Source organism: Pelomicrobium sp. G1 (genome assembly GCF_051905455.1).
In the GTDB taxonomy this organism is placed as follows: Bacteria; Pseudomonadota; Gammaproteobacteria; order Burkholderiales; family UBA6910; genus Pelomicrobium.
The window spans coordinates 1-18,513 of the sequence record NZ_JBQACR010000023.1; the positions used below are offsets into that span (position 1 = coordinate 1).

The 18,513-nt window shown below is 66.4% G+C and carries 15 protein-coding genes; 12 read left to right on the forward strand and 3 right to left on the reverse strand.

Annotated features, from left to right (window positions below; genetic code table 11):
• Window positions 1–207 precede the first annotated feature (207 nt).
• Window positions 208–1,203, reverse strand: coding sequence for an HpcH/HpaI aldolase/citrate lyase family protein (locus ACTFO6_RS16760; RefSeq protein WP_439935588.1), 996 nt, complete (start codon window positions 1,201–1,203; stop codon window positions 208–210).
• A gap of 19 nt (window positions 1,204–1,222) precedes the next feature.
• On the reverse strand, window positions 1,223–2,206 hold the full coding sequence (locus ACTFO6_RS16765) for a malate dehydrogenase (RefSeq protein ID WP_439935589.1): 984 nt from the start codon (window positions 2,204–2,206) through the stop codon (window positions 1,223–1,225).
• A gap of 185 nt (window positions 2,207–2,391) precedes the next feature.
• On the opposite strand from ACTFO6_RS16765, the gene ACTFO6_RS16770 reads away from it, so the two are divergent.
• The 11 genes from ACTFO6_RS16770 to zapE all read left to right on the forward strand — a co-directional run bounded on the left by ACTFO6_RS16770 (window position 2,392) and on the right by zapE (window position 15,164).
• Window positions 2,392–3,135, forward strand: a complete 744-nt coding sequence (locus ACTFO6_RS16770; RefSeq protein WP_439935590.1) for a GntR family transcriptional regulator — start codon at window positions 2,392–2,394, stop codon at window positions 3,133–3,135.
• Between the two features lie 214 nt (window positions 3,136–3,349).
• Window positions 3,350–3,727 (forward strand): succinate dehydrogenase, cytochrome b556 subunit, encoded by a 378-nt coding sequence (gene sdhC / locus ACTFO6_RS16775; RefSeq protein ID WP_439935591.1) that lies wholly within the window; start codon window positions 3,350–3,352, stop codon window positions 3,725–3,727.
• Window positions 3,721–4,068, forward strand: coding sequence for a succinate dehydrogenase, hydrophobic membrane anchor protein (gene sdhD, locus ACTFO6_RS16780; RefSeq protein WP_439935592.1), 348 nt, complete (start codon window positions 3,721–3,723; stop codon window positions 4,066–4,068). The genes sdhC and sdhD overlap by 7 nt, the downstream gene beginning before the upstream one ends.
• On the forward strand, window positions 4,069–5,832 hold the full coding sequence (sdhA, locus tag ACTFO6_RS16785; RefSeq protein WP_439935593.1) for a succinate dehydrogenase flavoprotein subunit: 1,764 nt from the start codon (window positions 4,069–4,071) through the stop codon (window positions 5,830–5,832). It abuts the gene before it with no gap.
• A gap of 24 nt (window positions 5,833–5,856) precedes the next feature.
• The gene (locus ACTFO6_RS16790) at window positions 5,857–6,552 is read left to right on the forward strand and encodes a succinate dehydrogenase iron-sulfur subunit (RefSeq protein ID WP_439935594.1); all 696 of its coding nucleotides are present in this window, start codon (window positions 5,857–5,859) and stop codon (window positions 6,550–6,552) included.
• The gene (locus tag ACTFO6_RS16795) at window positions 6,549–6,782 is read left to right on the forward strand and encodes a succinate dehydrogenase assembly factor 2 (RefSeq protein WP_439935595.1); all 234 of its coding nucleotides are present in this window, start codon (window positions 6,549–6,551) and stop codon (window positions 6,780–6,782) included. The genes ACTFO6_RS16790 and ACTFO6_RS16795 overlap by 4 nt, the downstream gene beginning before the upstream one ends.
• 55 nt (window positions 6,783–6,837) lie before the next feature.
• On the forward strand, window positions 6,838–8,136 hold the full coding sequence (gene gltA / locus ACTFO6_RS16800) for a citrate synthase (protein WP_439935596.1): 1,299 nt from the start codon (window positions 6,838–6,840) through the stop codon (window positions 8,134–8,136).
• A 36-nt stretch (window positions 8,137–8,172) separates the two neighbouring features.
• Window positions 8,173–11,016 carry a 2-oxoglutarate dehydrogenase E1 component gene (locus tag ACTFO6_RS16805; RefSeq protein ID WP_439935597.1) on the forward strand — a complete coding sequence of 948 codons (2,844 nt, stop codon included), beginning with the start codon at window positions 8,173–8,175 and terminating at the stop codon, window positions 11,014–11,016.
• A gap of 70 nt (window positions 11,017–11,086) precedes the next feature.
• A complete protein-coding gene (gene odhB, locus ACTFO6_RS16810; protein WP_439935598.1) occupies window positions 11,087–12,385 on the forward strand; it encodes a 2-oxoglutarate dehydrogenase complex dihydrolipoyllysine-residue succinyltransferase in 1,299 nt (432 codons plus the stop codon).
• Window positions 12,386–12,584: 199 nt separating this feature from the next.
• Complete coding sequence (lpdA, locus tag ACTFO6_RS16815; RefSeq protein WP_439935599.1) at window positions 12,585–14,012, forward strand: dihydrolipoyl dehydrogenase; 1,428 nt, start codon at window positions 12,585–12,587, stop codon at window positions 14,010–14,012.
• Window positions 14,013–14,084: 72 nt separating this feature from the next.
• Window positions 14,085–15,164: a cell division protein ZapE gene (gene zapE / locus ACTFO6_RS16820; RefSeq protein WP_439935602.1), complete on the forward strand. Its 1,080-nt coding sequence runs from the start codon at window positions 14,085–14,087 to the stop codon at window positions 15,162–15,164.
• A 114-nt stretch (window positions 15,165–15,278) separates the two neighbouring features.
• On the opposite strand, the gene prpR is transcribed toward zapE, so the two are convergent.
• Window positions 15,279–17,261 (reverse strand): propionate catabolism operon regulatory protein PrpR, encoded by a 1,983-nt coding sequence (gene prpR, locus ACTFO6_RS16825; RefSeq protein ID WP_439935600.1) that lies wholly within the window; start codon window positions 17,259–17,261, stop codon window positions 15,279–15,281.
• A gap of 335 nt (window positions 17,262–17,596) precedes the next feature.
• Between prpR and prpB the strand changes: the two genes are divergently transcribed.
• Window positions 17,597–18,487, forward strand: a complete 891-nt coding sequence (prpB, locus tag ACTFO6_RS16830) for a methylisocitrate lyase (protein ID WP_439935601.1) — start codon at window positions 17,597–17,599, stop codon at window positions 18,485–18,487.
• The last annotated feature ends 26 nt before the right edge of the window (window positions 18,488–18,513 follow it).

Here is an 18,513-nt window from a genome sequence, read left to right on the forward strand (position 1 = left end):
TGCCACCGCCTCCACTTCCATTCCCCCACTCATCGGGATTTCTCCTGCGCAAGCCAAACGATTTCGCCGAGAAGTCAAATCAACGTTGCGTCGTCCCTAGCGGATCGGTCCCCGCCGGCGGGCCGGCGTCCAATTATCGGGCCGCGCCGCTGGCGGTGTCAAATATCTTATATCTTATATAAGACATGCCAGGCGCAAGGGATGGACTCATGCCGCGGCGAACCAGCCTTCCGCCTCCGGCGGAAGGCGCGCGCCGGTGGCCCGCGCCTGGCGCAGGATGCACCAGTAATAACGGTAGCTCGCCCGGTCGTGCAGCTCGCCCCGGTGGCGGATCGGGGCCCACTCGGCGCGCTCCGCGGCCAGCAGGATCTCCGCCGCCGCCTCGATCTCCCCGTGCTCCGGCCGCATCGCGTCCACGATGGGCTGGATCTGGGACGGATGGATGCTCCACATGCGCAGAAACCCGTATTCACTGCGGGCGCGCCGGGCGTCCTGGTAGACCTGGTAGGGGTTGTCCAGGTCCAGGGTCACATTATGGGAGGGGACGCGCCCATGGGCGAGGGCCGCGGCCACCACCTCGGCCTTGGCGCGGCGGATGAGATGGTGCTCGAACTGGCCTGGGCTGCGCATGGCGCTGGCGGGGATGGCGCCGTGATGGCCGCTCACGAAATCCAGGAGACCGAAGTCCAGCGCTTCCACGCCCGGCAAGGCGGCAATGGCGAAGGCGTCCCGCAACGCCCCGTGGGTCTCGATCAGCACGTGCACAGGGATGGGGTGCTCGAGCCCCCGCTCCCGGGCCCGGCGCTCCAGGTACTCGATCATCTCCCGCGTTTGCGCGGCCGACCGGACCTTGGGCAGGGTCACGTAGGCGATGTGGTGCCCTGCCCCGCCGACGATCACCTCCAGGTCCTGGCGCCAATGGGGATGGGCGGGGCCGTGAATGCGCACGCCGCAGCGGCCGAACTGGTTGGCGGAGGCGTTCAGCAGCTCGGTGACCATGCGGGCATGCTCCAGCTCCCGGCCCACGGGGGCGCCGTCCTCGCAGTCGCAGCTCACGTCGAACAGGGGGCCGAGCTGGTGCTGGAGGGCCAGGGCCTTGAGGATGAAGCGCTCGCTGCCCGCGTAGTGCTCGCAGGCGGGCAGCAAGGGAAAGGGCTTCTCGCCCTGGAATAGGACCTGGTCCGGGTGGAGCGCTGTGGGCACGGCGGCGGGGACCCGGCGCTCAGGCGATGAGGTGCTTGATCGCGTCCCGCTCCTCCATCAGCTCCTGGAGGGTGGCCTGCATGCGGCTGCGGCTGAAGTCGCTGATGGGCAGGCCCTGAACGATGGCGTACTTGCCCCCCTTGCAGGTGACCGGGTAGCCGTAGACCACGCCCTCGGGGATCCCGTAGCTGCCGTCGGCGGGAATGCCCATGGTGACCCAGTCCCCCTCCCGGGTGCCGAGCACCCAGTCGCGCACGTGGTCGATGGCGGCGTTGGCGGCGCTCGCGGCGCTGGAAAGCCCCCGCGCCTCGATGATGGCGGCGCCGCGTTTCTGCACCGTGGGGATGAAGACGTTCTCCAGCCAGGCCTGGTCGTTGATCATGGGCCACACCTTCTGGCCGTCCGCTTCGGCGTGGAACAGGTCAGGATACTGGGTGGCCGAATGGTTGCCCCAGACCACCATCTTGCGGATCGACGCCACGGGCTTGCCGATCTTGGCTGCCACCTGGGAGAGGGCTCGGTTGTGATCGAGGCGCATCATGGCGGTGAACTGCTCGGGCTTGAGTCCGGGGGCGCTCTTCATGGCGATCAGGGCGTTGGTGTTGGCCGGGTTGCCCACCACCAGCACCTTTACGTCCCGGCTTGCCACCTCGTCCAGCGCTCGTCCCTGGATGGTGAAGATCTGGGCGTTGGCTTCCAGTAGATCCTTGCGCTCCATGCCCTTGGAGCGGGGCCGGGCGCCCACCAGCAGGGCGATCTGGGCGTCGCGGAAAGCGATGCGGGGATCGTCCGTGGCCACGATGCCGGCGAGCAGGGGAAAGGCGCAGTCCTCCAGCTCCATCACCACGCCCTTGAGCGCCCCCACCGCCTGGGGGATTTCCAGAAGCTGCAGGATCACCGGCTGGTCCTTGCCCAGCATGTCGCCGCTGGCGATGCGAAACAGGAGGCTATAGCCGATTTGGCCGGCAGCGCCGGTGACGGCAACGCGGATGGGGGCTTTCATGGAACGTGCTCCAAGGCCAAGAGGGTTGGAAGGAAGGAGAGGGGCGCGCCGCCTCGTGCGCAAGCGCTATTGCGGGCTTCGCGCGTGGAGGATTTTAAGAAGCGCCGTTGCCCGCTGTCAATTCATGTCTTATATATGATAAAAGATAGCGTTTTAATGGACGGCCCGCGGACGAGTGTGGGACAATGAAGACCATGAGCGACGGGAGCCCGGCGCCGGCCTTTCGGCCGCTGTACCAGCAGATCAAGACCCTGATCACCCAGAGCCTGATCTCGGGGGAGTGGCGCCCGGGCGAGGCGATCCCCAGCGAAACGGAACTGGCTGCGCGCTTCAACGTGAGCCAGGGTACGGTGCGCAAGGCGATCAACGAGCTCGCGGACGAGAACCTGTTGATTCGCCAGCAGGGCAAGGGCACTTTCGTCGCTTCCCATACCGAAGAAAAGCGCCAGTTCCACTTCCTGCGCTTGAGCCCCGACCAGGGGGAGCGGGTCTATCCCAAGGGGGAGCTCCTCGACTGCCGGCGGATGAAAGCCGACCCGTCCACGGCGAGGCTCCTGGAAATCCCCGCCGGGGCGACCCTGGTGGTCATCACGCGGCTCATGAAGGTGGGGGAGGAGCCCGTGTGCTGGGAGGAGGTCCGACTGCCCGCGGCCCTGTTCAAGGGCCTCACCGCGGCCAAGATCAACCAGTACCAGTGCAAACTCTACAGCATGTTCGAGTCGGCTTACCGGGTGCGCATCCTCCAGGTGGCGGAGCAAATCAAGGCGGTGGCGGCGGAGCCGGAAGTGGCCACGCTGCTCGGGATCCCCCCCGGCACCCCCCTGCTGCGCATCGAGCGGGTGGCCTACACCTTCGGCGACAAACCGGTGGAATGGCGTCGCACGATGTGCAACACAAAGTCCTTCCATTACATGAACAAGATTTCTTAGAGTCAATAACTTATTACCATGACTGCGGTTTTGCTGCGCCGCGCAAGAAAGCTTAAAATATGGCTGCCGGAACCCCATCGATTCCCTTCCATGAGGATGATAAGCAGGCCATGGCAGCAAGGTTGAGCCGGTCGTCTTTCCCGTCGACCCGACCCGGGCTGCGCCGGGCGGGCCGGTCGAGTTCCGAATCCCGCCGCCCTTGACGCCCTGTTCCATGTCCCCGAAAAAGCGCCCCAAGTACCTGGACCTGCTGCGCATCAAGCTTCCTGTCCCGGGCGTCGTCTCGATCCTGCACCGGGTGAGCGGCGCGCTTCTCTTCCTTTTCATTCCCGTCTTCCTGTTCTTCCTGCAGACGAGCCTCGCCTCGGCGGAGGGATTCGAGGCGGTGCGGCGCAGCCTCGACTTCTGGCTGGTCAAGCTGGTGATGATCGGGCTCCTGTGGGCCTTCCTGCACCACTTTTTCGCCGGCATCCGCTACCTGGCCATCGACCTGCACTACGGGGTGGACCTGGCGTCGGCCCGCGCCAGCGCCAAGGCGGTGCTGGCGGCGAGCCTGACGCTCACCTTGATCCTGGGGGTGGCCCTATGGTGAAGCGGGTGGTGGTGGGCGCCCATTACGGGCTGCGGGACTGGCTGGTACAGCGGGTCTCCGCCGTGGTCATGGCGGTCTATACTGTGTTGCTGGCCGTGGTGCTCGTGGCTGCGCCGCCCCTCGATTACGCGGGATGGAGGGCATTGTTCGCCCAGCAGTGGATGCGCTTCGCCACGCTGCTCTTCTTCCTCTCCCTGTTCCTGCATGCATGGGTCGGGATGCGGGACATCCTGATGGACTACGTGCACCCGACCGGCTTGCGGCTCGCGCTGCAGGTCGCCGTGGTGCTCTCCCTCGTGTTCTACGCCGTGTGGACGGTGCAGGTATTGTGGAGCGTTTGAGTGGGGATTCCGGTACGCAGGTTTGACGCGGTGGTGGTGGGGGCGGGCGGCGCCGGAATGCGCGCGTCGCTGCAGCTCGCCGAAGCGGGCCTCAAGGTGGCCGTGCTGTCCAAGGTGTTCCCGACCCGCTCCCACACCGTGGCGGCCCAGGGCGGGATCGCGGCCTCCTTGGCCAATGTGTCCGAGGACAACTGGCACTGGCACATGTTCGACACCGTGAAGGGGTCGGACTACCTCGGGGATCAGGACGCCATCGAGTTCATGGCGCGCAAGGCCAACGAGGCCATCTACGAGCTGGAGCATTTCGGCATGCCCTTCGACCGGCTGCCCAACGGCAAGATCTACCAGCGCCCCTTCGGCGGCCACACCCAGAACTACGGGGCGACCCTGGCGGCGCGCAGTTGCGCGGCCGCGGACCGCACCGGCCACGCCATGTTGCACACCCTGTACCAGCGCAACGTGCGGGCCAACACCCTTTTCCTGGTGGAGTGGATGGCCCTGGACTTGATCCGCGACCCGGAGGGGGACGTGCTGGGGGTGGTGGCGCTGGAGATGGAAACGGGCGAGGCCATGATCCTGCAGGCCAAGGCGACGCTGCTCGCCACCGGCGGCGCCGGGCGCATCTTCCAGTCCAGCACCAACGCCTTCATCAACACCGGAGACGGCCTGGGGATGTGCGCCCGGGCCGGCATTCCCCTGGAAGACATGGAGTTCTGGCAGTTCCACCCCACCGGGGTGGCCGGTGCCGGGGTGCTGATCACCGAAGGGGTCCGGGGGGAGGGGGGCTACCTCCTCAACAAGCACGGGGAGCGCTTCATGGAGCGCTACGCCCCCAACGCCAAGGACCTGGCCAGCCGGGACGTGGTGTCCCGGGCCATGGCCACCGAGATCAAGGAGGGGCGGGGCTGCGGCCCCCAGGGCGATCACGTGCTCCTCAAGCTGGATCACCTGGGGCCCGAAGTGATCATGACGCGGCTGCCCGGCATCCGGGAGATCGCCATCAAGTTCGCCCACGTGGACCCCATCAAGGACCCGATCCCCGTGGTTCCCACCTGCCACTACATGATGGGGGGCATCCCCACCAACTATCACGGCGAAGTGGTGGCGCCCCTCAAGACCGGCCCCGAGGAGGTGGTGCCGGGCCTGTACGCAGCCGGGGAGTGCGCCTGCGTTTCGGTGCACGGGGCGAACCGCCTGGGCACCAACTCCCTGCTCGACCTGGTGGTCTTCGGCAAGGCGGCGGGAGACGCCATGATCCAGTTCATCCGTGAGAACCCCCACCACAAGGACTTGCCCAAAGGCGCTGCCGACCCGGCCTTGGCCCGGCTGGCCCGGCTGGAAACCGCCACCGGCGGCGAGCCGGTGCCGGAGGTGCGGGCCGAGCTGCAGAAGGTGATGCAGAACCATTGCGGCGTGTTCCGCTTCGGCGATCTGCTGAGGGAGGGCGTGCAAAAGGTCCTGGAAATCGAGGAGCGAGCCCAGCGAACCTTCATCTCCGACAAGAGCAAGACGTTCAACACCGCCCGGGTCGAGGCGCTGGAGCTGGACAACCTGGTGGAGGTGGCGGTGGCCACCATGATCTGCGCCGAGGCGCGCAAGGAAAGCCGCGGCGCCCACGCCCGGGAAGACTATCCGAACCGGGACGACGACCACTGGCTCAAGCACAGCCTGTTCCTCAAGGAGGGCCGGCGCGTGGACTACAAGCCTGTGCACCTGAAACCGCTGACGGTGGAAACCTTCCCGCTGAAGGTCCGCACCTACTGAGCGAAAGCGCCCGAGGAGCCGCCGATGCGTTTTTCCATCTACCGCTACAACCCGGACGTGGACGAGAAGCCCTACATGCAGGACTACGAGGTGGAGCTGGAGCCCACCGACCGGATGCTTCTGGACGCCCTGGTGCGGATCAAGTCGATCGACGACAGCCTGAGCTTCCGCCGCTCCTGCCGGGAGGGGGTGTGCGGCTCCGACGCCATGAACATCAACGGCCGCAACGGTCTCGCCTGCGTCACCCCGGTCAAGGACCTGCGGGAGCCGGTGAGAATCCGGCCGCTTCCGGGGCTGCCGGTGATCCGCGACCTGATCGTGGACATGAGCCAGTTTTTCAAGCAGTACCACTCCATCCGGCCCTACCTCATCAACAACGACCCGCCGCCGGAGACCGAGCGGCTGCAGTCGCCGGAGGAGCGCAAGGAGCTGGATGGGCTCTACGAGTGCATCCTGTGCGCTTGCTGTTCCACGTCGTGCCCCTCGTTCTGGTGGAACCCGGACAAGTTCGTGGGGCCGGCCGGGCTGCTGCAGGCCTACCGCTTCCTCGCCGACAGCCGGGACCAGGCCACCAACGAGCGGCTGGACAACCTGGAGGATCCCTACCGGCTGTTCCGCTGTCACACGATCATGAACTGCGTCGACGTCTGCCCCAAGGGGCTCAACCCCACCCGGGCGATCGGCAAGATCAAGGAAATGATGGTCCGGCGCGCGGTATGAGCGAGCTCAACCGTTTGCGCTGGCGCTGCCGGCGCGGGCTCCTGGAGCTGGACCTGATCCTGTCCCGCTTCGCCGAGCGCGAGCTCGAACGGTTGAGCGAGAAAGAGCTGCAAAGCTTCGCCGCGCTGCTCGATTATCCGGACAACGAGCTTTGGGATCTCGTGAGCGGCCGGCGGCCTTGTTGCGATGCACGGCTGCAGCCCATCGTGAGCAGGCTACAATCGCTCTGAAGGCAGGCGCGCCCGCGAGAGCTCGCCCAGGAAACCCACAGAGCCGGAGGAATCCATGAGCACCAAGACAGCCACGATCACCTTCAACGACGGCAGGCCCGCGGTAGATCTGCCGGTCCTGTCCGGGACCCTGGGCCCCGACGTGGTGGACATCCGCGCGCTTTACGCGAAGAGCGGGGTCTTCACCTACGACCCGGGATTTATGGCGACCGCCAGTTGCCGCTCCTCCATCACCTACATCGACGGGGACAAGGGAATCCTGCTCTACCGGGGCTACCCCATCGAGCAGCTCGCGGTGCAGTGCGACTTCCTGGAGGTGGCTTACCTGATCCTCAACGGCGAGCTGCCCACCCGGGCGCAGAAGGAGGAGTTCGTCGGCATCATCAAGAAGCACACGATGGTGCACGACCAGTTGACGCGCTTCTACAACGGTTTCCGGCGCGACGCCCACCCCATGGCGGTGCTGGTGGGGGTGGTGGGGGCGCTCTCCGCGTTCTACCACGACGCCATGGACATCTCCGACCAGTACCACCGGGACATCTCGGCCCACCGGCTGATCGCCAAGCTGCCCACCATCACCGCCATGGCGTACAAGTACAACGTGGGCCAGCCGTTCATGTACCCGCGCAACGACCTGGAGTACACGGCGAACTTCATGCACATGATGTTCGCCACGCCGTGCGAGCGCTACGATCCCAACCCGGTGCTGGTGCGCGCCCTGGACCGCATCCTCATCCTCCACGCGGACCACGAGCAGAACGCCTCCACCTCCACCGTGCGCCTGGCGGGCTCCAGCGGCGCCAACCCCTTCGCCTGCATTTCCGCCGGCATCGCCTGCCTGTGGGGCCCAGCCCACGGGGGCGCCAACGAGGCGGTGCTTCACATGCTGGAAGAGATCGGCGACGTGTCGCGCATCGGCGAGTACATCAAGCGGGCCAAGGACAAGAACGACCCGTTCAAGCTCATGGGATTCGGCCATCGCGTGTACAAAAACTACGATCCCCGGGCCAAGCTCATGCGGGAGACCTGCCACGAGGTGCTGAACGAGCTGGGGCTGCACGATCACAAGCTGTTCAAGCTCGCCATGGCGCTGGAGAGAATCGCCCTGGAAGACGAGTATTTCGTGGAGCGCAAGCTTTACCCGAACGTGGATTTCTACTCCGGCATCGTGCAGAGCGCCCTCGGGATACCGACCCGCCTGTTCACCGCGATTTTCGCCATGGCCCGCACCGTGGGTTGGATCGCCCAGTGGAACGAGATGATCTCCGACCCGGAGCAGAAGATCGGCCGCCCCCGGCAGCTCTATACGGGGGCGACCCAGCGTGACGTGGTCCCCATCGAGCGGCGCGGTTGAGGCGCGGTCCAAGGCGGGCGACCAGAGGAGAGGCCAATGTTCAAAGAGATGCTCGGAAACTCGTATCTGTTCGGCGCCAACGCGCCGTTCATCGAGTCCCTATACGAGAAGTACCTGGAAGACCCGGAGGCGGTGCCGGGGGAGTGGCGCTCCTATTTCGACTCCCTCGCCCGGCAGCCCGGCCCGGCGCAGCGGGACGTGCCCCACCGGCCGGTGATCGAATCCTTCATCGAGCTGGGGAAGCGCCGCCCGACGGCGCCTGTCCAGGCCATCCAGCTCAGGCTCGCCGAGCTGGAGCGCAAGCAGGCTAAGGTGCTGCAGCTCATCAACGCCCATCGCTTCCTGGGTCTGCGGCACGCCAACATCGATCCCCTGAAGCGCCAGGAGAAGCCCTACATCCCGGAGCTGGACCCCGCCCACTATGGCTTCAGCGAGGCGGACATGGAGACGGTGTTCGACACCGGCTCCCTGATGGGGCTGGACCAGGCGCCCCTCAGGGAGATCCTGCAGGCGGTGCGGGAAACCTACTGCCGCACCATCGGTTTCGAATACATGTACATCAACGACACGTCCCAGAAGCGCTGGATCCAGGCGCGCGTCGAGCCGGTGCGGGCGCGCCCGGGCTACGGCCCGGAGTTGAAGCGCCACATCCTGGAGCGGCTGACCGCGGCCGAAGGGCTGGAGAAGTACCTCCACACTCGCTACGTGGGCCAGAAGCGCTTCTCCCTGGAGGGAGGGGAGACCCTGATCCCCTTGCTGGACGACCTGCTGCAGCAGGCTGGCGCCAAGGGGGTCAAGGAGACGGTGATCGGGATGGCCCACCGCGGGCGGCTCAACGTGCTGGTCAACACCCTGGGCAAGATGCCCAAGGACCTGTTCGCCGAGTTCGAGGGCAAGCACGACCCCTCGGTGCTCTCGGGGGACGTGAAGTACCACATGGGTTTCTCCTCGGACATCTCCACTCCCGGGGGCCCGATGCACGTGACCCTGGCGTTCAACCCTTCCCATCTGGAGATCGTGAACCCGGTGGTGGAGGGATCGGTGCGGGCGCGCCAGCACCGGCGCAAGGACCGGGACGGCTCCCAGGTGCTGCCGGTACTGATCCACGGCGACGCCGCTTTCGCCGGGCAGGGGGTGGTTATGGAAACCCTGAACCTGTCCCAGACCCGGGGCTACGGCACCGGCGGCACGGTGCACATCGTGGTGAACAACCAGATCGGCTTCACCACCTCCGATCCCCGCGACGTGCGCTCCACCCTCTATTGCACCGACGTGGCGAAGATGGTGGAGGCGCCCATTTTCCACGTGAACGCGGACGACCCGGAGGCGGTGCTGTTCGTGACCCGGCTGGCCCTCGACTTCCGCTTCGAGTTCAAGAAGGACGTGATCATCGATCTCGTGTGCTTCCGCCGCCACGGGCACAACGAGCAGGATGAGCCGATGGTCACCCAGCCCCTCATGTACAAGAAGGTCCACCAGCATCCCGGGACCCGCAGGCTCTACGCCGACAAGCTGGCCGCCGAGGGCGTGCTGCGCCCCGAGGAGGCGGAGGAGATGGCCAGGACCTACCGGGACGCCCTGGACAAGGGCTACCACACCAACAAGACCATCCTCTCTAACTACAAGCCGCCCTATACGGTCAACTGGGGCCACTTCATGAACCGCAAGTGGACCGAGCCCGCGGAAACCGGCGTGCCCTTGGAGCGCCTGAAGTGGCTGGCGGAGCGGGTGACCACGGTGCCGCCGGGCTTCAAGCTGCACCCGCGGGTGGAGAAGGTGCTGGAGGACCGGCGGCTCATGGGACAGGGGAAGCTTCCCCTGGACTGGGGCATGGCGGAGACCCTGGCCTACGCCGCGCTCCTGGACGAGGGCTACCCGGTGCGCATCAGCGGCCAGGACTCGGGCCGCGGCACCTTTTTCCACCGCCACGCGGTGCTCCACGACCAGAACCGGGAGCGCTGGGACGCCGGCACCTACATACCGCTGCAGCACATCAAGGAAGGCCAACCCGACTTCCTGGTGATCGATTCGCCCCTGTCGGAGGAGGCGGTGCTCGGCTTCGAATACGGCTACGCCACCGCGGAGCCCAACGAGCTGGTCATCTGGGAGGCCCAGTTCGGCGATTTCGCCAACGGCGCCCAGGTGGTGATCGACCAGTTCATCGCGGCGGGGGAGGCCAAGTGGGGCCGCATTTGCGGGCTGGTGATGTTCCTGCCCCACGGCTACGAGGGCCAGGGGCCGGAGCACTCCTCGGCGCGGCTCGAGCGCTACCTGCAGCTTTGCGCCGAGTACAACATGCAGGTGTGCGTTCCTTCGACCCCGGCCCAGATGTTCCACCTGCTGCGCCGCCAGATGATCCGCCCGTACCGCAAACCCCTCGTCGTCTTCACTCCGAAGAGCATGCTGCGGCACAAGGAATCGGTCTCGACCCTGGAGGAGCTGGGACCCGGCACCGGGTTCAAGCCGGTCAACCCGGAAACCGATCCGGAAATCGATCCCAAGAAGGTCCGCCGGGTGATCTTCTGCAGCGGCAAGATCTACTACGACCTCCTGGCCGCCCGGCGGGAGCGGGGCATCAAGGACATGGCGATCGTGCGCATCGCCCAGCTCTATCCCTTCCCCCACGACGATTTCAAGGCCGAGATCAAGCGCTACGCCAAGGCCAAGGAGATCCTGTGGTGCCAGGAGGAGCCGGGCAACCAGGGTGCATGGCACCGCATCCAGCACTACATCGAACGCCACATGCGCCCCGACCAGAGGCTGTCCTACGCCCTGCGGCCCTCGTCGGCGTCGCCGGCGGTCGGGTACCTGTCGCTGCACGTGGCCCAGCAGAAGGCCGTGATCGACGCAGCGTTCCGGGACAAGTTCGAGCTGGATTGAACGGGCGGCCCGGGGACGGGCGGCGCACCGCGCCCGCGGACATGAGTGCAAGGAGAAAGCGGAGAACGACATGCTGATCGAAGTCAAGGTTCCAACCTTTTCCGAGTCGGTGTCCGAGGGGACGCTGCTCGCGTGGCACAAGAAGCCGGGCGAGTACGTGCAGCGGGACGAGAACCTGATCGACATCGAGACGGACAAGGTGGTGCTGGAGCTACCCGCCCCCGAGGCCGGCGTCCTCACCCAGGTCCTGAAGAAGGACGGCGACAAGGTGGTGAGCGGCGAGGTAATCGCCACCATCGACACCGAGGCGAAGCCCCCCGCCGGCAGGGCGGAGGCGCTCGCCAAGGCGCAGGCGCCTCTTAAAACCGAGGCGCCTGCTAAAGCGGAGGAAGCCGAGGCGGCGAGCCCGGCCCAGGCGGTTGGGGCGGCTCAGGCGGTCGCCGGTGGGCGAGCCGAGGCGCTGGCCATGCCGGCGGCGAAGAAGCTGCTCGAAGAGCGGGGCCTGCAGCCCCGGGACGTGCCGGGCAGCGGGCGCGGCGGCCGGGTCACCAAGGCGGACGTGCTGGGCTTCACCGGCCGCCCCGCCGAGCCGGCGCCTGCGGCCTCTCCAGCGCCTGCGGCGAAGCCGGCCATGCCCGAGCCCGTGAACGTGGAGGCGCTGCTCGCCGGGCGCCCCGAGCAGCGGGTGCCCATGTCGCGGCTGCGGGCGCGGGTCGCCGAGCGCCTGGTCCAGTCCCAGCGCACGGCGGCGATCCTCACCACCTTCAACGAGGTGAACATGCAGGCGGTGATGGACCTGCGCAGCCGGTATAAGGACAAGTTCGAAAAGGAACACGGGGTGCGCCTGGGCTTCATGTCGTTTTTCGTGAAAGCCTGCGTATACGCCCTCAAGAAATTCCCGGTGGTGAACGCCTCCATCGACGGAAACGACATCGTCTATCACGGCTACTACGACATCGGGATCGCGGTGGCGAGCCCCCGAGGACTGGTGGTGCCCATCATCCGTAACGCCGACCAGCTTTCGCTGGCCGAGATCGAGAAGACCATCGCCGATTTCGGCAAGCGGGCCCAGGAGGGCAAGCTTTCCATCGAGGAGCTGACGGGCGGGACCTTTTCCATTTCCAACGGCGGCGTGTTCGGCTCCATGCTATCCACCCCGATCATCAACCCGCCCCAGAGCGCCATCCTGGGCATCCATGCCACCAAGGACCGGCCGGTGGTGGAAAACGGCCAGATCGCGATTCGCCCCATGAACTATCTGGCCCTCTCCTACGATCACCGCCTGATCGACGGCCGCGAAGCGGTGCTGACCCTGGTGGCCATCAAGGAGGCGCTGGAGGACCCGGCCCGCTTGCTCTTGGAGGTGTGAAGGCGGTGCTGGTGCCTCGGGATGGCGGAGGGCTTCGGTTGAAAAGTGCTTGACGACGTTCGCCTTCTCCCCAGGGGAGAGGGGAACGGGACGGCGGCAAATGGTCCGCCAGCCATTTGCCGGAGGATCGATCGGGGGCCCCGGTACGGACCGGCGGCCCCTCGCGTTTTCGACTCCGCAACCTGGAGAAACAACAACCATGGCCAAGAACTTTGACGTGCTGGTGATCGGTGCCGGGCCCGGTGGCTACATCGCGGCGATCCGGGCGGCCCAACTGGGCTTCTCCGTGGGCTGCATCGAGCGGTGGAGGACGCCGAGGGGGGAGCCCGCCCTGGGAGGCACCTGCCTCAACGTAGGCTGCATCCCGTCCAAGGCGCTTCTGGAGTCTTCCGAGAACTACGAGCGGGTGCTGCACAAGTTCGCCGAGCACGGCATCACGGCGGAGCGGGTAACGGTGGATCTCGCCAAGATGCTCGCGCGCAAGGACCGGATCGTGGGGAAGATGACGGGAGGCATCGCCACCCTGTTCAAGAAAAACAAGATCGAGTGGCTCCAGGGGCATGGGCGCTTCGTCTCGGGCGGCAATCCCATCCGGGTGGAAGTGACGGGGGAAGATGGCGTCCAGACCGTGGAGGCGCGACACGTGATCGTCGCCACGGGCTCCAAGGCCCGGCATCTCCCGGGGGTCGAAGTGGACCAGGAGGTCATCGCCGACAACGAAGGGGCCTTGAGCTTCGATTCGGTCCCCAAGCGGCTCGGGGTCATCGGGGCCGGCGTGATCGGCTTGGAGCTGGGCAGCGTGTGGCGCCGGTTAGGAGCCCAGGTAACCCTACTGGAGGCGCTGCCCGAATTCCTCCCGGCGGCGGACGAGGCGGTGTCCAAGGAGGCGTGGAAGCTCTTCACCCGGGAGCAGGGGCTGGACATCCGGTTGGGGGTGAAAATACTGGAAGTGCAGCGCAACGGCAGGACCGTGGTGGTGGAGTACGAGGACGACAAGGGCCGGCAATCCCTCGGCGTCGACCGGCTCATCGTGTCCGTGGGCCGGGTGCCCAATACGGACGGCCTGGGGCTGGAGGCGATCGGGCTTTCCACCGATGCCCGGGGCTTCATCGAGGTGGACGAGCACTGCCGCACCCGGGTGCCCAACGTTTACGCCATCGGCGACGTGGTACGCGGACCCATGCTGGCCCACAAGGCCGAGGACGAGGGAGTGATGGTGGCCGAGCGCATCGCCGGCCAGGCCGGGCATGTGAACTATGACGCCATTCCCTGGGTGATCTACACCGCTCCTGAGATCGCCTGGGTGGGCAAGACCGAGCAGCAGCTCAAGCAGGAAGGGGTAAAGTACCGCAGCGGCCGCTTCCCTTTCTCCATCAACGGCCGGGCGCTGGGGCAGGGGGAGCCGGCCGGGTTCGTGAAAATCTTGGCCCATGGGCAAACCGACCGGGTGCTGGGCGTGCACATCGTGGGGACCCACGCCTCGGAGCTGATCAGCGAAGCGGTCATGGCGTTGGAGTTCTCCGCCAGCGCGGAGGATATCGCCCGCATCTGCCATCCCCATCCGTCCCTGTCGGAAGTGGTGCGGGAGGCGGCCCTGGCGGTGGACAAGCGCGCGCTCAACATGTAGTCGTCCCGCATGCGGGATCGCGCCCTCGAGCCCCTGGAGGAAAGCGCCTTGGACCCGGCCGGGGCTCCGGGCATGGACCTGCGTACCCTCTACCGGCAGTCCCTGGCGCGCCGCGGCTTCGTCGCCGATCCCGCCCAGCTCCGGGCGGTGGAGCACCTGCAGAAGCTCTATGAGGAATGGGTGGCCTATAAGGCGCGTCGCAGCACCCGGCTGCGCCGGCTGCTGATCCATCCCCCTCTGCCCCGGGGCGCCTATCTCTGGGGCGACGTGGGCCGCGGCAAGAGCTTCCTCATGGACAGCTTCTACGCGGTGCTGCCCCTCACGCGCAAGCGCCGGGTCCATTTCCACCATTTCATGCGGGAAGTGCACCGGGAGCTGGAGACGCTGAAAGGGCAGCCGGACCCGTTGGCGGCCCTGGCCCAGCGGCTGGCCAAGCGCTACCGGCTCATCTGCTTCGACGAGTTCCACGTGAGCGACATCGCCGACGCCATGATCCTGGGGCGGCTGCTGCCGGCCCTCACGGCACGGGGCGTGGTGTTCTGCATGACCTCCAACGCCCATCCCGACGAGCTCTACCAGAACGGATTGCGGCGGGAAAGCTTCCTGCCTGCTATCCAGCACATCAAGGAGCGGCTCGACGTGATCGCCCTGGACGGGGCGGTGGATTACCGGCAGCTCGCCTTGGGGCGGGTCAGGACCTACGTCCATCCCCTCGGTCCCGAAGCGGAGGCGCTCCTCGCCGAGGATTTTGAGCGGCTCAAGGACGTGGAAGACGAGCACCATTCCCTGGACGTGGAGGGGCGCCGGATCCCCTATCGCCGCCGCGCCGGCGGCGTGGTGTGGTTCGATTTCCCGGTCCTGTGCGGCTCGCCCCGGTCCCAGGCCGATTACCTGGATCTCGCCATGCGCTTCCACACGGTACTACTGTCCAACGTGCCGCGCATGCCGCCCGCTATGGCCAACGAGGCCCGGCGCCTGACCTGGCTGGTGGACGTGTTCTACGACCGCCGGGTCAAGCTGATCGTCTCGGCGGAGGTTGCGCCGGAGCAGCTCTATGTGGAAGGGGTGAACAGCCAGGAGTTCCGCCGCACGGCGAGCCGCCTGCTGGAGATGCAGACCCGGGAGTATCTGGCCCAGCCCATCCGGCGCTGACCGCCCGGTACCGGTAACAAAGAAAAAATTTTCACCGCGGAGCGCGCGCAGGGTGCGACAACTTCGACGGAAAAAGACCCCCCTTTCTTTTGCGCCCTCCGCGTCCTTTGCGTTTTAAGAGCTTTCTCTCTGGGGCTCGCTCGTTCGTCCTTGCCCCAGGCCGCCGGCCTTCAGCTTGCGCCATAGGGTGGTGCGGCTCACTCCCAGGCGCGCGGAGGCCCGGGTGAGGTTTCCCCCGCACTCTCCCAGGACCCGGTGGATGTGGGCCAATTCGTGGGCCCGCTGGAGGGAGCGCAGGGCGACGTCCTGCTCGGTACGCTCTGTAGGGAAGGATTCTCGGTCCGGGGCGAACAGCTCGGGCGCCACCCGGGCAAGCCCCGCGGCATCCAGGGTCCCTTCATGGGTGAAGAGCACCGCCAAGCGCTCGATCACGTTTTCCATCTCCCGCACGTTTCCCGGCCAGGGATAGCGCTTGAAAGGCCCGAGCAGTGCCTGGAAGAGGTCGCCGGCGAGCCGAGGCGCCCGAAGCCGCGCAGAAGCCTCCTCCAGCAGATGGGCGGCGAGGACCGGCACGTCCTCCGGGCGCTCCCGCAAGGGCGGCAGGTGCAAGTGCAGGATGTTCAAGCGGTAGTACAGGTCGGCCCGGAAGCGGCCCGCCGCCACCGCCGCCCCCAGGTCCCGGTTGGTGGCGGCCACGACCCGCACGTCCACGGGGGTCGGGTCGTTGGCCCCGAGGCGCAACACCTCCCGCTCCTGGAGCACCCGCAGCAGCTTGGCCTGGAGGGTCAGGGGCATCTCCCCCACCTCGTCCAGAAAAAGGGTACCGGTATGGGCGGATTCGATCAGCCCGATCTTCCCGCCCCGGCGCGAGCCGGTGAAGGCGCCTTCCTCGTAGCCGAACAGCTCGCTCTCGAGCAGAGTTTCGGGGAAAGCGGCGCAGTTGATGGGGACGAAGGGATGGTGCCGGCGGGGGCTTGCGTTGTGGATGCCCTGGGCCAGCAGCTCCTTGCCCGTGCCGCTCTCTCCCGTGATCAGGACGGTGGCATCGGTTCTGGCGTACTGGGCGGCGAGACGCTTCGCTTGGACGAGGGCGGGGGAGATGCCCACGATCCGGTCCAGCTCGTATTTGGCCACGAACTTGCGGGGCCGATGCTGGGCACGGAGGCTGCGGTCCACCCGCTGGATGGCGCTGGAGTCCTGGCAGGTGAGCACCGCCCCGGTCTGGGTGCCGTGGGCGCGGATGGGGATGCAATGGGTGACCACGGTGCGGTTGCCGATGCGCTGGATGCGCTCCAGCTCGCTCATGCCCCCCTGGAGGGTGCGCTCCAGCCCCAGCCCGGGGGCAACCTCCTGCACCGGTCTGCCCAGGGCCGCCCCCGCCTCGAGCCCTAGCAGCCGTTCCATCGCCGGGTTGACCGACTGGATCCGACCTTGCATGTCCACGGCGATCACCCCTTCGTGCAGGTGCCGCAGAATGCCGTTCAGCCATTCCCGCTGGGCTTCCTGGAGGCGTTGCAGGCGGGCGATCTCGATCGCGTCTTCCAAGGCCTTGCGGGCGGAATGGGTGGAGTAAAGAAACACGCCCGCGAGCCCCTGCTCCTCAGCCAGCCGGGTGATCATGCTGGAGCCCACGATGACCTGAAAGCCTCTGGCGGCCAAAGCCCTCACCCGCTCCCGGGCATCCTGGGAAGTGGTGTAGTAGCACTGCTCGATGTCCAGGTTGAGCAGTTCCTTCACCTCCTCCAGCTCGGCCCGGATCGCCTGGAAGCTGAAGATGGCGATGCGCTGGGAGACTTCCCGGGCCTTCCGCAAGGCGTGGAGGATGTCGAAGCCGGTGACCTGAAGCAGGACCACCGGCATCTCCAACCGGCTGCGCAGGTAGGCGCCGCTCGCCCCTGCCGAGATGAACGCGTCCACCTCGCCCGCCTGGATGAGGCTTCGGGCGCTAGCCAGCGCCTCGGCGAACACCTGGTTGACGATGCGCACCTCCGCTTGAAGCTCGTAGTCAGAAAGAATCGGAGGCAGCAGGCGCACGAAGCTGGAGCCGATGGCGCAGATGCGGGGCTTCGGGATGGGGGGCAAGGGGGCGAAATCCATCGTGTCCTCCCGGGGCCGGGACGTTTGGGGCAAGAACGAGGATCGAAAGGGATGAGCCCGAGGGTAGCTTGGACGTCCTAATCATGCAATAGAGTCGTTCCAGAAGTGAAACCTTCTTGGAACCCCTATTGCGCCGGCAGGCGCTGCTGAGGGCGATGCGCTCTTTTTTGTTTTTCTTTTTAACAGTCAACTATCCACAGTTTTTAATGTATGACCTTAGGTTGTGCCGAAGGTGGTACGCCCCTTGCCAGAGAGAAGGCCGGTCGATCAGGCCGTACGCAGGGCGTTTCACCGGTATCATTTTCATAAAATCAATTCACTAAAACGAGGACTTGATGAACAACCTGACTTCGGCGGGCGCCCGCTTCCGGGCCGCTTTAGAGACGGAACAGCCCCTGCAGGTGGTGGGCGCCATCAACGCCTATTCCGCTTTACTGGCGCAACGGGCGGGCTATCGCGCCATCTATCTGTCCGGGGGCGGCGTCGCCGCCGCTTCTCTAGGGCTGCCGGACCTGGGGATCAGCACCCTGGACGACGTGCTCACCGATGTGCGCCGCATCACCGATGCCTGCCCGCTACCCCTGCTGGTGGACGCCGATACGGGATTCGGCAGCGCGTTCAACATCGCCCGGACGGTGAAATCCCTCGTCAAGTTCGGCGCAGCGGCCTGCCACATCGAGGACCAGGTGCAGGCCAAGCGCTGCGGCCACCGGCCCGGCAAGGAAATCGTTTCGGTGGAGGAAATGGTGGACCGGATCAAGGCGGCAGTGGACGCCCGCACCGATCCCCAGTTCGTCATCATGGCCCGCACCGATGCCCTGGCGGTGGAGGGGTTGGAGGCCGCCATCGAGCGCGCCTGCGCCTTCGTGGCAGCGGGGGCGGACATGATCTTTCCCGAAGCGGTGACGGAGCTCGGCCAGTATCGCCGCTTCGCCGAGGCGGTGAAAGTGCCCATCCTCGCCAACATCACCGAGTTCGGCCGCACGCCCCTCTACACGGTGGAGGAGCTGCGCTCCGCCGGCGTGGCGATCGCCCTGTACCCCTTGTCCGCGTTTCGTGCGGCGGCGAAGGCCTCGCAGGGCGTCTACGAGATGCTGCGGCGCGAGGGTACCCAGGCCGGGATGCTTTCGGCGATGCAGACCCGGGACGAGCTCTACCAGGTCCTGAACTATCACGCTTTCGAAGCCAAGCTGGATGCGTTATTCGCGAAGGAGAAAGGTCGATGACTGCGCAGGATCTGGACTCCGCGGGC

What these genes read in the sequence shown, in the direction of transcription:
- ACTFO6_RS16765 (WP_439935589.1), bottom strand. Translation starts at nt 2,206, where the DNA reads ATGAAAGCCCCCATCCGCGTTGCCGTCACCGGCGCTGCCGGCCAAATC.
- ACTFO6_RS16770 (WP_439935590.1), top strand. Translation starts at nt 2,392, where the DNA reads ATGAAGACCATGAGCGACGGGAGCCCGGCGCCGGCCTTTCGGCCGCTG.
- sdhC (WP_439935591.1), top strand. Translation starts at nt 3,350, where the DNA reads ATGTCCCCGAAAAAGCGCCCCAAGTACCTGGACCTGCTGCGCATCAAG.
- sdhD (WP_439935592.1), top strand. Translation starts at nt 3,721, where the DNA reads ATGGTGAAGCGGGTGGTGGTGGGCGCCCATTACGGGCTGCGGGACTGG.
- ACTFO6_RS16790 (WP_439935594.1), top strand. Translation starts at nt 5,857, where the DNA reads ATGCGTTTTTCCATCTACCGCTACAACCCGGACGTGGACGAGAAGCCC.
- ACTFO6_RS16795 (WP_439935595.1), top strand. Translation starts at nt 6,549, where the DNA reads ATGAGCGAGCTCAACCGTTTGCGCTGGCGCTGCCGGCGCGGGCTCCTG.
- gltA (WP_439935596.1), top strand. Translation starts at nt 6,838, where the DNA reads ATGAGCACCAAGACAGCCACGATCACCTTCAACGACGGCAGGCCCGCG.
- ACTFO6_RS16805 (WP_439935597.1), top strand. Translation starts at nt 8,173, where the DNA reads ATGTTCAAAGAGATGCTCGGAAACTCGTATCTGTTCGGCGCCAACGCG.
- odhB (WP_439935598.1), top strand. Translation starts at nt 11,087, where the DNA reads ATGCTGATCGAAGTCAAGGTTCCAACCTTTTCCGAGTCGGTGTCCGAG.
- lpdA (WP_439935599.1), top strand. Translation starts at nt 12,585, where the DNA reads ATGGCCAAGAACTTTGACGTGCTGGTGATCGGTGCCGGGCCCGGTGGC.
- zapE (WP_439935602.1), top strand. Translation starts at nt 14,085, where the DNA reads ATGGACCTGCGTACCCTCTACCGGCAGTCCCTGGCGCGCCGCGGCTTC.
- prpR (WP_439935600.1), bottom strand. Translation starts at nt 17,261, where the DNA reads ATGGATTTCGCCCCCTTGCCCCCCATCCCGAAGCCCCGCATCTGCGCC.
- prpB (WP_439935601.1), top strand. Translation starts at nt 17,597, where the DNA reads ATGAACAACCTGACTTCGGCGGGCGCCCGCTTCCGGGCCGCTTTAGAG.